At 66.5% G+C, this 13,927-nt stretch carries 12 protein-coding genes and 3 pseudogenes; 11 read left to right on the top strand and 4 right to left on the bottom strand.

Annotated features, from left to right (window positions below):
* Both ACWDA7_RS42865 and ACWDA7_RS42860 read left to right on the top strand, forming a co-directional pair.
* A pseudogene (locus ACWDA7_RS42865) lies at positions 1-225 on the top strand (transposase); the annotation flags it as partial.
* Between the two features lie 1,496 nt (positions 226-1,721).
* The gene (locus tag ACWDA7_RS42860; RefSeq protein WP_450612270.1) at positions 1,722-2,747 is read left to right on the top strand and encodes a cytochrome P450; all 1,026 of its coding nucleotides are present in this window, start codon (positions 1,722-1,724) and stop codon (positions 2,745-2,747) included.
* Positions 2,748-3,440: 693 nt separating this feature from the next.
* Here ACWDA7_RS42860 and ACWDA7_RS42855 read toward each other — a convergent pair.
* On the bottom strand, positions 3,441-3,851 hold the full coding sequence (locus ACWDA7_RS42855; protein ID WP_450612268.1) for a hypothetical protein: 411 nt from the start codon (positions 3,849-3,851) through the stop codon (positions 3,441-3,443).
* 501 nt (positions 3,852-4,352) lie between these two features.
* On the opposite strand from ACWDA7_RS42855, the gene ACWDA7_RS42850 reads away from it, so the two are divergent.
* A complete protein-coding gene (locus ACWDA7_RS42850) occupies positions 4,353-5,297 on the top strand; it encodes a DUF1259 domain-containing protein (protein ID WP_450612266.1) in 945 nt (314 codons plus the stop codon).
* Between the two features lie 525 nt (positions 5,298-5,822).
* Here the strand turns inward: ACWDA7_RS42850 and ACWDA7_RS42845 are convergent.
* Together ACWDA7_RS42845 and ACWDA7_RS42840 are read right to left on the bottom strand one after the other, a co-directional pair.
* Entirely contained in the window at positions 5,823-6,395 is a 573-nt protein-coding gene (locus ACWDA7_RS42845) for a permease prefix domain 1-containing protein (protein WP_450612264.1), read from the bottom strand.
* Positions 6,377-6,715 carry a PadR family transcriptional regulator gene (locus tag ACWDA7_RS42840; RefSeq protein WP_450612262.1) on the bottom strand — a complete coding sequence of 113 codons (339 nt, stop codon included), beginning with the start codon at positions 6,713-6,715 and terminating at the stop codon, positions 6,377-6,379. Before ACWDA7_RS42840 ends, ACWDA7_RS42845 begins: the two co-directional genes overlap by 19 nt.
* Before the next feature lie 114 nt (positions 6,716-6,829).
* Between ACWDA7_RS42840 and ACWDA7_RS42835 the strand changes: the two genes are divergently transcribed.
* The 8 genes and pseudogenes from ACWDA7_RS42835 to ACWDA7_RS42800 all read left to right on the top strand — a co-directional run bounded on the left by ACWDA7_RS42835 (position 6,830) and on the right by ACWDA7_RS42800 (position 12,746).
* A complete protein-coding gene (locus ACWDA7_RS42835; RefSeq protein ID WP_450612260.1) occupies positions 6,830-7,384 on the top strand; it encodes a hypothetical protein in 555 nt (184 codons plus the stop codon).
* A gap of 214 nt (positions 7,385-7,598) precedes the next feature.
* Positions 7,599-8,557, top strand: a pseudogene (locus tag ACWDA7_RS42830) (IS481 family transposase).
* 650 nt (positions 8,558-9,207) lie between these two features.
* Positions 9,208-9,612, top strand: coding sequence for a GntR family transcriptional regulator (locus tag ACWDA7_RS42825; RefSeq protein ID WP_450612258.1), 405 nt, complete (start codon positions 9,208-9,210; stop codon positions 9,610-9,612).
* Complete coding sequence (locus ACWDA7_RS42820; protein ID WP_450612256.1) at positions 9,609-10,523, top strand: ABC transporter ATP-binding protein; 915 nt, start codon at positions 9,609-9,611, stop codon at positions 10,521-10,523. The genes ACWDA7_RS42825 and ACWDA7_RS42820 overlap by 4 nt, the downstream gene beginning before the upstream one ends.
* 5 nt (positions 10,524-10,528) lie before the next feature.
* Positions 10,529-11,386, top strand: coding sequence for an ABC transporter permease subunit (locus tag ACWDA7_RS42815; RefSeq protein ID WP_450612254.1), 858 nt, complete (start codon positions 10,529-10,531; stop codon positions 11,384-11,386).
* A gap of 113 nt (positions 11,387-11,499) precedes the next feature.
* Positions 11,500-12,291, top strand: a pseudogene (locus tag ACWDA7_RS42810) (IS5 family transposase); the annotation flags it as partial.
* 46 nt (positions 12,292-12,337) lie between these two features.
* Entirely contained in the window at positions 12,338-12,463 is a 126-nt protein-coding gene (locus ACWDA7_RS42805) for a sortase B protein-sorting domain-containing protein (RefSeq protein ID WP_450612252.1), read from the top strand.
* 34 nt (positions 12,464-12,497) lie between these two features.
* Positions 12,498-12,746 carry a hypothetical protein gene (locus ACWDA7_RS42800; protein WP_450612250.1) on the top strand — a complete coding sequence of 83 codons (249 nt, stop codon included), beginning with the start codon at positions 12,498-12,500 and terminating at the stop codon, positions 12,744-12,746.
* Positions 12,747-13,195: 449 nt separating this feature from the next.
* On the opposite strand, the gene ACWDA7_RS42795 is transcribed toward ACWDA7_RS42800, so the two are convergent.
* Positions 13,196-13,927, bottom strand: a 732-nt coding sequence (locus tag ACWDA7_RS42795) for a SpoIIE family protein phosphatase (RefSeq protein WP_450612248.1), incomplete at its 5' end; no start/stop codon positions are given.

Here is a 13,927-nt window from a genome sequence, read left to right as displayed (position 1 = left end):
GCCACAGCCAACAACCTCGAGCTCGCCTACACACCGACCAACAGCTCCTGGCTCAACCGCATCGAGGCCCAGTTCACCGCCCTGCGCTACGTCGCCCTCGACGGCACCGACCACACCAGCCACAAGGAGCAGGGAAGCATGATCCGCCGCTACATCATCTGGCGGAACAAACACGCTGCCGACGAACGTCCCCGCGAGGTCGTCAACAGGGCGAACGTTGCCTGATGCGGCACTAGAAGGCGCACTGCTCCTAGACCGGTTGCAGGTCTCTGGCCTGGTTCTCTTTCGGCATGGCACGTTCCTCTCACACCGCCGTCGACGCGTCTTCGACATGCTGTCTGAGGCGGCGCGGCCGGCCACGAGCGGTTTGGCACTGGTGTCGTGGAACTTGTTGAGGGGCCGATCGACGGGAGCCCGGAGCTGCATGCTGCCGGCACCCGGTCCCGCATGCAGCGGTGTGCGTGGGGTTCTCCGTGCCCACGTGAAGCGCGCTGGAGCGTGCGGGTTAAGGACAAGGGCGGTGAGAGCTGGTGGGCTGTCTGCGAGGAGCACCGTGCCTCGTCGACGGTCTTGAACACTGGCTCTCGGTGACCGATGGTCTGCGCAGCAGGCCATCTTCTCAAATCTCGTGACTGTTCCCGGCGTATAGCCCGACTCGTCTGCCATCTAGGCTTTGACATGGGCTTATGGTCTGGTCGGGGCCCTTTACCGTGTCCAGGCAGTGCCCGCTTCGACCTGCGAGTTCCCGGGCGTTCCCGCGCGAGTGTGCACGCGTTGTGCACTCGCGTACCTCTCCGGGGAGGCGTTCGGCGGTGAGCGCCGCAGCCGAAGGCCGTCGGCCTGAGCGTCGAGCGTGAGATCACGCTGTGCGTGGTGACCGAACTCGTGGGCGCGGTGGTAAGGCTGACGTTCCTGCCTCGCGCTGCAGGGTGCTCCCGTTGGACAGATGTGCTCCGCGCGACGGCTGTTGAGGTCACCCGTGGATGTCAGCCGGAGCAAGCGCTTCTTGCGGAAACCGGCGTTGTCACACGTCGCGACCGGGGGCGGCACTGACGTCCAGTACCGGGGCGACGTTGGTTGGCTGCGGGTTCGGCCCGCAAGTACGCGCCTTATATCCATGCGCGGCGCGGAAAGTCTGAGCATGCCAAACATGACAATGTGGCGCAATGTGGCATCTAATGCTGATAGGGGCTTCTTTAGTGAACCCTCAGCTAGGAGCACTCAGACAGGCGAGAGGAGTGCATCATGATCGCCAAGCTGCTCGGCAAACTGTCCTTCACCCGCCACTACGGTGCGTACGGTGAATACGATTGGAGCGCGTACGCTGGCGACGACTCGGCCTGACCGCACTGCCGGCGGGCGCCCTCGGGCACCCGCTGGCCGGCTCCCAGCCACGCTTCCGACGATATCGGCCTGGACAGGTACGAGAGCCAGGGGACGATCTCATGGGTCGTATGAACGAGCCGCCGCGGTTGCCCGAAGGCGGCTTCGCGGTCTGGAGCCGCGACCGGCTGGCACTAGCGCGCCGTGGTGTTGACGAGTGCGGGGACGTCTGGCAGCTCGAGCCGGGTGTCTACGTAGCCGCTACGGCAGGGCCGTGTGAGGAAGTCCTGCACCGTGCGCAGGACTTCCTCAAGGTACCCTCACCTCTCTTCCCGCCGTTGAAGCGGTCGAGCGGAGCACCGACACTTGACGAGCGCGCCTACGCTCACGCCGCCCGAATGCGCGGACTACGTGCGCAGGCGGTTGCAGCCCGGGTCGGTGAGATCGCGCCCAGGGCCGCTCGATTCGCTGACCAGTGGCCCACGCGCCAGGACGTCGAGATTCTGCCTCCGGTCCGGCACGCCCTGGCAGAGATCGGTGTGCACTACCTCTTCTCCGAAGACGCTCCCACCCTGCTGCCCATTGCCGCACAGCTCTTCCTGGCCCGGGAGGCGCTCGTACGCCCCTCACGCTGGGTCTGGCCGCGCTGGATCCCCACACCGGCACGACGGTTCCGCACACGGCAGCAAGTCGCCTTCACCAACGCTTTGCGGCCCATCGTCCGCCGACGCCGTTCATCGGGCCAGCTTGGTGACGACCTGCTGGGACAGATGCTCCGGCCCTCCTCCCGCTACGGCCTACTGCCAGAAGAGGCCATCCTCGACACTCTCCCCGGAATCACCGTCGCCACCTTCGAGACCCCTTGCCGGGCAGCCGGATGGATCCTGCTCTACCTGGCCCGGCACCCCCAGGCAGCGGACCGCGTCGCTGCCGAAGCCGCCTTGCTGCCCGCGGACCCGGCCGCGACGACCAGCGCCCACCTCGACAGCCTGCGATACACCCAGGCACTGGTACGCGAGGTGCTCCGACTACACCCCCCGAGCTGGCTACTGACCCGGCGCGCCACGCGACAGACTCAGCTCGCCGGCTACACCATCGACGCCGGTTCCACCGTTCTCGTCTGTCCCTACACCGCCCACCGCGACGCACGAGAACACTCCGAGCCGGACCAATTCCAGCCCGAGCGCTGGCTCGACGATTCGGGCTCGCTGGCGAAACCCGGGGTCTTCCTCTCCTTCGGTACCGGGCCGCATGGCTGCGAGGGAGCCTCTCTGGCCATGGCGATGCTGACGCTCCTGACCGCGCAGACCGCCCGCCGCTACCACTTGAGCGAGCCGTCCGGACTGGAACCCAGCTTCCAGGTCACCACCTTCGGAGGTCTCGCAACTGTCGGCTTGCGCCTGCGTGCCACCTTGCGCAGCTGAGGGCAGTCCTGCTTTCTGTGGCGGGCCGTCTCCACCTGCGAGCAGCGATCGTTGATCAAGTTCGAGTGTCAGAACTGGATGTCAAAGGCCCCGGACCGTGATCGGTCCGGGATCTTCTGCCTGGTGCCCTGGCAGGATTCGAACCTGCGACACCCGCTTTAGGAGTTCGATCTACGCCCGCCCCTGGCGCCGTCGACGACTGGTCCGACGGTCGCCCGGGGGTGCTGTTGTATTGCGTCGTCCGGCCCAGTTGATGTCAGAGTTGGATGTCAGCGAAACATCTCTGGAACTGGGCAGACCTCCAACGGATCGTCCGGTCGGTCCGCCCACTACCACCACGTGTGCCGGTCCGCGCACCGCCACAACACTCGGCAAGTCCGTCGGCCGTCGTCGTCCCGCCCGGCGAGCACCAGGCCGCCCGACCTCAAGGGCTGGTTGCAGTCGGAACAGGGCGGAGCATCGTCGGCCGCCCGGAGAACCCTAGACAGGGCTACCGGTTGACCGGGATCTCATAGACGGTCTCGCAGTGCGTGGCGCGCACCTCTCCGCCTTCTCCCCGCCAGGGCAACGCCGTGGCCGGGAGACGTCGACCTCGCCCAGTGTCAGTCAGGGACTTCGGTAAGAAGGCGTCCGGCCAGGAGGTCGCCGACGAACAACTCGAGGCTTGCGGCGAGACCTGCTACTTCATGACGGTTAGGGCGCGGCACGTACCCGTGCGTGAGCGCGCTGCGCATCTCGTAACAGCGGGTGAAGAAGGCGGCCCGGGGCGTTGCCCGAGTACGTGCGGGGCTCCAGGGTCCGGGCCAGTCGCCGCCCGGCTTGCCCGATCGACTCATCCCGCAGCCATTTGAGACTTCCTCGTAGTAACTCTCGCTCAGAGTGGGTGAGGTCAGCGTTGGCTTCGGTGGCCTCGATCATGGCGGTCACGTGCGCCTTGGCGGCATCCGAGCGGGGTTGGAGGTCTAGCAAGGTCTCAATCGCCATAGTCAGCATCAGAAGCCTTGAGTCCGCCGATGGTTGGAAGAAGGAACCGCTGTACAGGTCGAAGGCCAGCCGCTCAGGACCATCCAGCGGGTCATGGAGCTGCGCGGCCTGCGTGAGCACCAGGCGGTTCCGCTCCTCGGACGGACGCTTACACCCCGCGAGGCTTGGTGCGGCGACGAAGCGAAGGCCCGGCTGATCTTCGAAGACTGTGACACCGGGCAGGTGTCCCAACACAGGGTGTCCCACGCGCTCGGCGAGCCACGCCTTACCAGCTTTGGTCAGGGCGTTGACGGGCTGTCGATCCCCAAGTCGGCGGCGAGGTGGACCCGGGCGAAGGCACGACTAATAACGTCCCGCCACCGTTCGCCCTTCCGGACAGCGTCGTTTTGGGTGGCGTATCCCTCGCCCCGGATGACGAGGTTGGTGGCGTCACACAAGCGTTGATTCCATCCGGCGCTCGTAGATGGGAGGGCTTCGTCCGCTGCTCGTTAGACCATGTGGCCCCGAAGCAGTGGCCAATGGGCGCGCCTGCACGGGGCCGCCATGCTTCCATCTGCTCAGGAGGCAAACATGACTGTTGAGAACCGATGGCAGGCTCCTATCCGCCGACGTGTGCTGTCCATGACCGGTCTGTCCGTGCTCGCCGGGACACTGCTATCCGCGTGCGGCGCGCCCACCGAAGAGGGGCGAGCTGAGCAAGCCAAAGACGAAATGATCAGACCGGTGCGGACTGGTCTGAGTGACTGGACGGGCGTGGCCGGGGCGCTGGGCCGCGGGGGGCAGCTGAAACATAATGTGGCCTACTACACACCTCTCCCGCGGAGTGACCTGACCGTGGTCTCGCGTGGTGTCACCGTGAGGCCTGCGCTCGCTCTCAGCTCGCATATCGGCTTCGTCCGCTACTCGGATGGCGGTTCGCTCCTCATGGGTGATGTGGTCGTCACCGAGCAGGAGCTTCAGCAGTTCATCGACGTGCTGCAGGAACACGGGATCGAGCAGACCGCGATTCACAAGCATTTGCCTTCACAGACCCCCGCCGTCTGGGGGATCCACGTCCATGCGCACGGCGACGACCCGGTCGCCATCGCCCGTGGGCTGCGTACGGCGTTCGACCGCACCGGTACTCCTCCCGCACGCCCCCCGGCTCGCCAGCGTCCATTGGATCTGGACACCTCCGGGATCGACACCGCGCTGGGTGTCAAAGGCAGCGTCTATGACGGTGTCTACCGCAACTTCTTCGCCCGCCGTGAGACGGTCACCGAAGGCGGCATGGTCCTGCCGCCAGCACTGGGATCGACCACCAACATCAACTTCCAGCCCCTGGGCCACGGCCGGGCCGCGATCAGCGGCGACTGCGTAATGGTCGCCTCAGAGGTCCAGAATGTTCTCAAAGCCCTGCGCCACGCCGGAGTCGAACTCGTTGAACTCCACAATCATGGACTCCGCGACGAGCCCCGCCTCTTCTTCACCCACTTCTGGGCCACCGGCGACGCGGTTACTCTCGCCCGCAGACTCCGCCCCGCCGTGGACGCCACAAACGTCGTCCCCATCCAGGGGGCAGGCTGAAGGACGCTCCGTGGGGGAGCAACGACCCCACGCGGCACCCAACAGGCGCGCGCTCCGCTTTTCAGGCCGTGTCCTGGCGGCATACGGGGCGATCACACAGGTCGTGGGATACAGGGGTTGGCCATGGGTGTGTGCTGCTGTTGGCGTACGGGTTGGCGTACGCCAAGAGCTCCTTCTGGCGGTGATTGGGTGCCTGCCCCGGGGCGGACTGAATCATCGAACCCCGAGGCGGTGAGGCAGCTGGCCCTTGTCGCACCCCGGGTCACGGCCTTTACCGTGCGGACGACCTCACCGCCGACCCCGCTTAGGACCTTCTGATCCGTAGCTCTATGTGGACCGGTCACTGGAGGTCATACCGGTCGGTCTACGGCCCTACAGGAACACTGTCGGACGGGGCCGGTTGCTGTGGTTGCTGTACTCCGCTGCTGTACAGCAAAACCGCCCCGCGCGAGCTGGCTGGTCAGCCGCAGATACCGGCTGGCGCCGACGTGATCGAGGCGGCCTCACCATGAAGCGGATGGTTCGTCAGGTAGCTGTCCGCAGGTGCGGGAGTGCGCGCAGAGTGAGGGCGATCCGACAGAAGCTGGTGGTGGCGGCGAGCATCAGGGGCCAGGTCACGGTTTGTGAGAGCGTGACGAGTAGGGCCAGCGCGGTGGAGTCGAGGAGGATCACGCCGGTGCCGGCGGTGAGCGCGGCGGCTTTGATGCCTCGGTAGGGGCCGCGCCATGCGACGGTGAGCAGGCCGATGATGGCGAGCAGGGTCAGCGGCAGGGCCGCGTGGACGGCCGTGGGCATGGTCTGCCAGGCACGTGTGGTGATCAGGGCGATGGCCCAGCAGGTGCCGACCAGGGGTCCGGTGGTCAGCAGGCGGCGGGCGAGTTGCCGTCCGGGGGCCTCGTGGGCGAACGCGGCGGTGAGCTGCTCGGGGGTGCCGAATTCGGAGATGGCCGCCTGTGCTGCGGCTTCGGCTTCGAGGCCCTGGCCGCGATGGTGTTCATAGGTCTCGGTGAGGCCATCGGCCAGTTCGGCGACGATGTCGGCGGGCAGCCGGCTGCGCAGGGTGTCGAGGTAGGCGCTGATCAGGCGGGGCGTGGCCATGGCCGACCTTCCAGCAGCGTCGTCATGAGGGTGGAGAACTCCTGCCAGCCCGATCGCTCTCCGCTCAGGGCGGTGTGGCCTGCCGGAGTAAGGGCATAGGTGCGGCGGGGCCGGGGTCCCTCGGTGTCCCAGGTGCCCGCGATCAGCCCTGACTGCTCCAGGCGACGCAGCGCCGGGTAGATGGTGCCGGTGGGCAGGTCGATGCGGCCGCCTGAACCCTCCCGCAGTGCCTCCATAACGGCGTAGCCGTGGCGGGGTCCGTCCTCCAACGTGGCCAGCAGCAGCCCGTCCAGGTGGCCTTTGAGTACTTCTGCCCTCATGCGTAGCGACGCTACTCGTCAGGGGCTTCTCACGCCAGGCAGCCACGAGTAGCGTGGCCCTATAGGTAGTGATTCTACGCATGGGGGTCTGGGGTGGACGTGCTAGGTATCCACGTGCCGGAGACCTCGCCGGTCTTCCTCGCGTTCTTGGCGGTGCACGTGGTGGCGGCCATGGCGGCTGTGATCGCCGGGGCGGGGGCGGCGCTGGTGCGGCGTAAGGGCCAGGGGCGGCACACACAGCTCGGCGGGGTGTACTTCTGGGCGATCTGCGTGGTCTTCGCCTCCGCCACGGCACTGACAACGATGCGACTGCGGGAGGACTACCACCTGTTCCTGATCGGCGTGGTGGCATTCGCCGGGGCGTACGTCGGGCGCCTGGCCCGCCGTCGGCACTGGTCCGGCGACCGGGCGCACATCGTCGGCATGGGCGGCTCCTACGTCGCGATGCTGACCGCGTTCTACGTCGACAACGGCCACCAACTACCCCTGTGGGACCGGCTTCCTACCCTGGCCTACTGGCTGCTGCCCGCAGCGGTGGGAGCTCCACTGATCTGGCGCGCCACTCGACGTGCCTCCAGCGCAGTCGTTGGTAACGCTAGGCCCTTCGCAGGCCAACGACGCCCGGGAGGCCGGGTGGTGGGCCCGGAAGGCCACACCAAGCAGTCTTGAAAACCGTCGTGGCAGCGATGTCACCGTGGGTTCAAATCCCACACCCACCGCAGGTGAACGGCCCCTGACCAGCGAGAGCGGTCGGGGGCCGTCCTGCTGCTTGATGCCTGCCGACGACTGCGGTTCCCCCGTTCTATCCCGACGCCAACCCGTCAACCTCCAAAACTGACGATCATCATTGACACCTGGGTCTCCGATCACTACGGAGATCCACATGCCGAAGTCCACGCCCATCACCCCGCCGCTTGACCGTGAAGCTAAGCGGCGCCTGGCCGTCATACGCCACGTCGAAGAGGTCACCGGGAACGTCGCCATGTCCTGCCGGTACTTCGGAATCAGCCGGCAGACGTACTACACCTGGTACCGCCGCTACCAGGCCGAGGGCATTGAGGGCCTGCGCACACGCTCCAAGGCCCCAAGACATCCCCGAACGCGACCCACGTCGAGGTGGTCGGGAAGATCATCTATCTCCGGCAGAACTACCACTTCGGCCCGCAGAAGATCGCCATGTACCTCAAGCGGTACCACGACGTCACCATCAGCAATTCGGGCGTGTGGCGCATCCTCAACCGCCTGGACATGGGGCGTCTGCCGGCCTCCCAGCGGTACAAGCGGCACGACCGACGGTGGAAGCGGTACGAGAAGCAGCTGCCCGGCCACCGGGTGCAGATCGACGTGAAGTTCATCGAGCCACTCGCATCGATGCCCCAGGGGCGCCGCGGAGGCCGCAACAAGTACTACCAGTTCACCGCGATCGACGATTGCACCCGCCTGCGCGTGCTGCGGATCTACCCGACGCTGAACCAGGCCACCGCCATCCAGTTCCTCGACTATGTCATCCAACGCCTGCCGTTCCAGGTGCAGGTGATCCAGACCGACAACGGCGCGGAGTTCCAGTCCGCCTTCCACTGGCACGTGCTGGACAAGGGCATCGCGCACACCTACATCAAGCCCCGCACCCCGCGGCTGAACGGCAAGGTCGAACGCTCCCACCGCATCGACGCCGAGGAGTTCTACCGCCTGCTCGACGGCGTCATCATCGACGACGCCGAGGTCTTCAACGACAAACTGCGCGAGTGGGAGGACTACTACAACTACCATCGCCCCCACGGCGGCCTCGGCGGCCAGACCCCCTACGAACGCCTCAAGCAGAAGACCACGACCCAGGGATAATCGATCTTCGTCAGTGGCACAGAGACTCGACAGGATGAGCTGCCGCCCGTCGTGGCTCTCACGTGGGGGCCCTTGCCGTCCAAAGCCTTCAGGGGGCGGATCGCGATCTGGGGATCTGCCTGAGCGGCTCGAGGCGGGTGATCCTCGCGGCCGAGAAGTTCCCCGCGTATTCACCGCAGCCACCCGCAGGAAGCCCGTGACAGCCGGACAGCCCCGGAGCCTTCCCTTGATCATCTGGGGAGTGCCCGGAGCTTCGTCGTGTCGACGGCCACCCCCCTGACCAGCAAAAAGGCCCTCCCGGTGGGAGGGCTCTCAGTGGCGCCCCCGGCAGGACTCGAACCTGCGGCCAAGCGCTTAGAAGGCGCTTGGATGCTCGCACTCGCCATAGCGCGTGACCTGCACAGTCAACCCAAGTGCGCCACTGCTCCACCTGACTTCCACACGCATTCGACAGGCAGGGTCGTCGGACGTCGTGACCGCGGCCGCATGCTTGCCTCTTCCGAGACGTCAGGCGTGACGGATGCGGCGCGCCCGGGTCTCCGCAAAGGGTTGACACGGAGTCAGTAACTCGTTTTAACTCAATAACTATGGATGTAGATAAAGATGGCTCGCCGTCGCCGATCGAGTTCCGTCTCGATCCGGGATCAGGGGTGCCCACCTACTTGCAACTGGTCCAGCAGGTGGAGCAGGCGGTGCGGCTGGGGTATCTGCGGCATGGCGATCAGCTGCCGAGGGTCAAGGACGTCGTCGCCGGGTTGGCGATCAACCCGAACACGGTGTTGAAGGCCTACCGGGAGCTGGAACACCGGGGCTTGGTGGCCGGCCGGCGGGGAGTTGGGACGTTCGTCGAGGGCACCGTGGAGCGTGTGGGCTTGCGGGAACAGGCAGCCCTGCACAAGAGCCTGCTGGCCTGGCTGCGCACGGCGAGCGAGGCCGGACTGGACGAGGAAGGCATGAGGGCCCTGTTCACCGCAGCCCTGCACGATCTGCGGCACAGCCGTGCAGAGCGCGCGGACGAGGGAGGCGGCAGCGGCCGGGCGGGAGTGGTCGCATGAACAGCGGCCTGGCGATCGAGACAGCCGGACTCGGCAAGCGCTACGGCCGCACGTGGGCCCTGCGGGACTGCTCGCTGGCGATTCCGGCCGGACACGTGGTCGGCCTGGTCGGTGCCAACGGTGCTGGCAAGACAACACTGTTGAGCCTGGCAGTCGGCCTGGCCACGCCGACGACGGGACAGGTGCGGGTGGCAGGCGGCAGGCCTGCCGGGTCGGCTGCCGCGCTGGACGCGATCGCCTTCGTGGCCCAGGAGGCAGCGCTCTACCGCAATCTCTCCGTGGCCGACATGCTGCGGATGGGACGCGGCATGAACCGCCGCTGGGATGCCGACCGCGCCCAAGACCGCCTGAGGGAGCTGGGCATTCCCCTGGCGAAGAAGATCGGCGCTTTGTCCGGCGGCCAACGCTCACAGGTGGCGCTCACCCTTGCGCTCGCCAAACGCCCGGAACTGCTCATCCTGGACGAGCCGTTGGCCGCGCTGGATCCGGTTGCGCGCCACGACTTCATGGCGGCGTTGATGACGGCCGTGTCGGAGGACGGCATCTCGGTGGTGTTCTCCTCCCACGTCGTCGCGGAGCTGGAGCGGGTGTGCGACTACGTGGTCGTCGTACACGGCGGCCGGATCCAGGTCTGCGGTGAGGTCGAAGACCTGGTGGCCGGGCATTACGTCCTGACCGGTCCGGCCGAGCAGGCCGATTCCGTCGCCCAGCGCTTCCCGGTCATCCGCGAACGGCGCACTGCCGCCCAGGCGCACCTGCTGGTCCGTACCCCCGACCGGTCGGCCGCACTACCGGACTGGCAACGGCACCCCGTCGGCCTGGAGGAACTGGTGCTGGCCTACATGCGCGAACCCTCGGCCTCAGCCCTCCCCGGCCCGAAACCCCTACACGGCAAACAGGTGGTCCACTAATGGCGATGACCGATACAGAGTCTGTGGCCCGCGGCGACTCGCTGCCCCGGCTCGGCCTTGCCTGGGTGGCCTGGCGCCAGCACCGGTTCGCCCTCTACGGCCTGCTGGGAATGCTGGCCTGCTTCGCCGCGCTGATGGTGGCCGGTGGCCTTAAGGCACGTTCGACCTACGACCAGCTGGGGCTGGCCCAGTGCACGTCCTACGCCAGCGGCCGCTGCCAGCAGCTCGCCGTCGACCTGTTCACTTCGTATGGGCCGAAGTGGCCCTTCCTGTTCCTCCTTCTGCTGCCAGGGGCATTCGGTGCCTTCCTCGGAGGGCCCCTGATCGCACGGGAGCTGGAGACGGGAACCTACCGGTTCGCCTGGACCCAGGCGGCCGGGCGCACCCGCTGGCTGCTGACCAAGCTGACTCTGATCGCCGTGGTACTGGTCGCCGTGACAGCAGGCTTCGGCGCCTTGTACTCCTGGTACAACGCCCCGCTGGACCACGTCTTGCCCGTCGGGTTCGGCGACTATCTCAGCTTCGAGTTGGAGGGGATCGTCTTCCCGGTCCAGACGCTGCTGGCATTCGCGGCAGGCGTCTTCACCGGCCTGCTCATCCGCCGCACCATGGTCGCGGTCGGTACCGTCTTCCTGGGCGCGTTCGGCTTGCTCATGGCGACCGTCTTTAAGCTCCGCCAGCACTACATGACGCCGCTGACCACCATCGGCAAGCCCAACCCACGTGACTGGGTGGTCGGCACGGCATTCGCAGACCCTGCCGGTCACCTGCTCAGCGACTCGCAGAGCCACAGCCTGTACATGAAGTACGTGGTACAGCTCCCGTCCAGCAACGGGCCTACCTCGGTCCATTCGGTCACTTAGGACTGCGATCAAAATGAGGGAATGACGGTTGGTCAGTTGCCGTTGTCTTTGGCAAGTTCAAGACAAAGGAGTATGCGACGGCAACAGGCAATACGAAGCGCAAGCCGTGGGAGGTCGAGGACGAGTTGTGGGAGCGGATCGAACCGCTCCTGCCGAAGGTCGAGCGCCGCTACCGGTACCCCGGGCGCAAACGGCTGGACGACCGCAACGTCCTGTGCGGGATCCTGTTCGTGCTGTACACCGGGATCCGGTGGGAGTTCCTGCCCCAGGAGCTGGGCTACGGCTCGGGCAGCACTTGCTGGCGCCGACTACGCGATTGGAACGACGCGGGCGTGTGGCAGAAGCTGCACGAACTGCTCCTCGCCGAGTTACGCGCCGCCGACCAGCTCGATCTGTCCCGAGCAGCGGTCGACGGCTCGCACCTGCGGGCCATGAAAGGGGGAGCGGCAACCGGCCGCTCCCCGGTGGACCGCGGGAAGACCGGCAGCAAGCACCACATCATCGTCGACACCCACGGCATCCCCCTGGCCGCCACCCTCACCGGCGGCAACCGCAACGACGTCACCCAACTCCTGCCCTTGATCCACGCTGTCCCGCCGATCCGCGGAAAGCGCGGACGTCCGCGCCGGCGCCCCGACGCTGTGTACGCCGATCGCGGCTACGACCACGACATCTACCGACGCCAGGTCCGTGACCTGGGCATCCGCCCCGTGATCGCCCGCCGCGGCACCGAGCACGGCAGCGGCCTGGGCAAGGACCGCTGGGTGGTCGAAGCAGCCTTCGCTCTCCTGCACTGGTTCCGACGCCTGCGCATCCGCTGGGAAATCCGCGCCGACATCCACCAAGCCTTCCTCACCCTCGGATGCGCAATCATCTGCTGGCGACGCCTGAAGACCTCATTTTGATCTGAGTCCTTACAGGGACTGGCTCCAGGCCCGGCACTACACCATTGTGACGAGCTACCACCCCGCTGGCCGCTTCTGGCCCTTCCAGTTCATCGAGGCGGGCTGGATGGGCCTGTTCACCCTGCTACTGGCCATCGCGGCCGTCTGGCTAGTCCGCCGCAAGATCGGCTGACCCGGCGTCCCACCACTGGCAGCCGCTCGTCGCCGTGGGCTACCTCCTGATGACTGCCGGCCTGGTCGGCTATGCGATCGCCCACAGTGTGCCGACATTCCTGGCATCAACTGTCTGCTGGAGCCGCGTAGATCTGCTGTTGATGGGACCGACGTATGCCGAACCAACTTCGCTGATAGGTCACGGCACGCAAGGCGCCTGGTACGGAATCTTGAAAACCGTCGTGGCGCGAGTCACCGTGGGTTCAAATCCCACACCCACCGCGCAGGTGAGCGGCCCCTGATCAGGCGATACGGTCAGGGGCCGTCGCGTTGTGCGGTGCCCGCTCGACACCGTGATTCCCCGCGGTTCCCCGTGCGATCGGGCACGGATGGGGCACGGGCACTTTCTGAGCGGTAGCTCTACTTGGATCGGTCAACGCGGGTCATGGGGCCGGGCCTCTCGGTCTCACAGCCGCCGCGGGCCAGGAGGGTGACGCACTCGCTTTCGAGTTCTGTTCCTGTTGGTCAGGACAGCGTTCGACCTTGTCCGGGCTCGTTCACCACCGCGCTCCAGTCGGCAGGCTCGGACGCCCGTGAACGACTCCGGCCACCGGTGAATGAGACCAAAACTGAGACCACATCCTGTCCGCACTCGGGGTACATGGCGGCAGAGCTGGCCAGGCTCACCTACGGATCCCTCGCTGGGGCTGCGACCGTGATGGCGCGCAAAATGGAACGTGCATGAATTTGATCATGTGACCGTTTCCCGACGACCTCGTCCAGGCGTGCCGGAGGCCTGTGAGTGTGGGGGTGCGGAGTCGAGGTCTTGTTCGGCCCAGATGATTTTGCCGCCCGATTCCGGGCGGGCGCCCCATCTGCGGGACAGTTGACTGACCAGGAAGAGGCCGCGTCCGTTTTCGTCGATGGCGCGTGCGTGACGTAGACGCGGGGAGTTGGCGTCGGTGTCGAATACTTCGCAGCTCAGGACTTGGTGGTGGACCAGACGCAGTCCGATCGGGCCGGTGCTGTGGCGGACGGCGTTGGTGACCAGTTCGCTGACGATCAGCTCGGTGGGGTCCTGGAGATCTTCCAGGCCCCATTCGGTCAGCCGGCGGGCTGCCATGTGCCGGGCCTTGCGGACAGCGGTCCCATCGTTCGGCAGCGTCCAAGAGGCGACCTGAGTGGGGCTGAGTGAGCGCGTCCGCGCCAGGAGCAGGGTGACATCGTCGGACGGTGCCTGACCCGGGAAGGCCTGCGTCGCCCGAGTGCACAGCTCTTCCAGGGAGTGACTGGGTTGTGCCAGGGCGGCGCCCAGGCGGTGCATTCCCACGTCGATGTCGTCGTCGCGGGCTTCGATCAGGCCGTCGGTGTACAGGGCGAGGAGACTTCCCTCGGGCAGTTCCAGCTCCACGGCCTCGAAGGGGATGCCCAGGCCGATGCCGAGTGGGCTTCCGGCGGGCAGGTCGGGGAAGGTGACCTGTCC

The sequence above is a fragment of the Streptomyces sp. NPDC001156 genome, assembly GCF_053598275.1.
The sequence above is the reverse complement of the archived record's forward strand: the minus strand, read 5'-3'. Positions and strand labels throughout refer to the sequence as shown.

Bases quoted from the DNA above. Each gene is read 5' to 3' on its own strand.
- ACWDA7_RS42860 (WP_450612270.1), top strand. From the start codon at position 1,722: ATGCGCGGACTACGTGCGCAGGCGGTTGCAGCCCGGGTCGGTGAGATC.
- ACWDA7_RS42850 (WP_450612266.1), top strand. From the start codon at position 4,353: ATGACCGGTCTGTCCGTGCTCGCCGGGACACTGCTATCCGCGTGCGGC.
- ACWDA7_RS42845 (WP_450612264.1), bottom strand. From the start codon at position 6,395: ATGGCCACGCCCCGCCTGATCAGCGCCTACCTCGACACCCTGCGCAGC.
- ACWDA7_RS42840 (WP_450612262.1), bottom strand. From the start codon at position 6,715: ATGAGGGCAGAAGTACTCAAAGGCCACCTGGACGGGCTGCTGCTGGCC.
- ACWDA7_RS42820 (WP_450612256.1), top strand. From the start codon at position 9,609: ATGAACAGCGGCCTGGCGATCGAGACAGCCGGACTCGGCAAGCGCTAC.
- ACWDA7_RS42815 (WP_450612254.1), top strand. From the start codon at position 10,529: ATGACCGATACAGAGTCTGTGGCCCGCGGCGACTCGCTGCCCCGGCTC.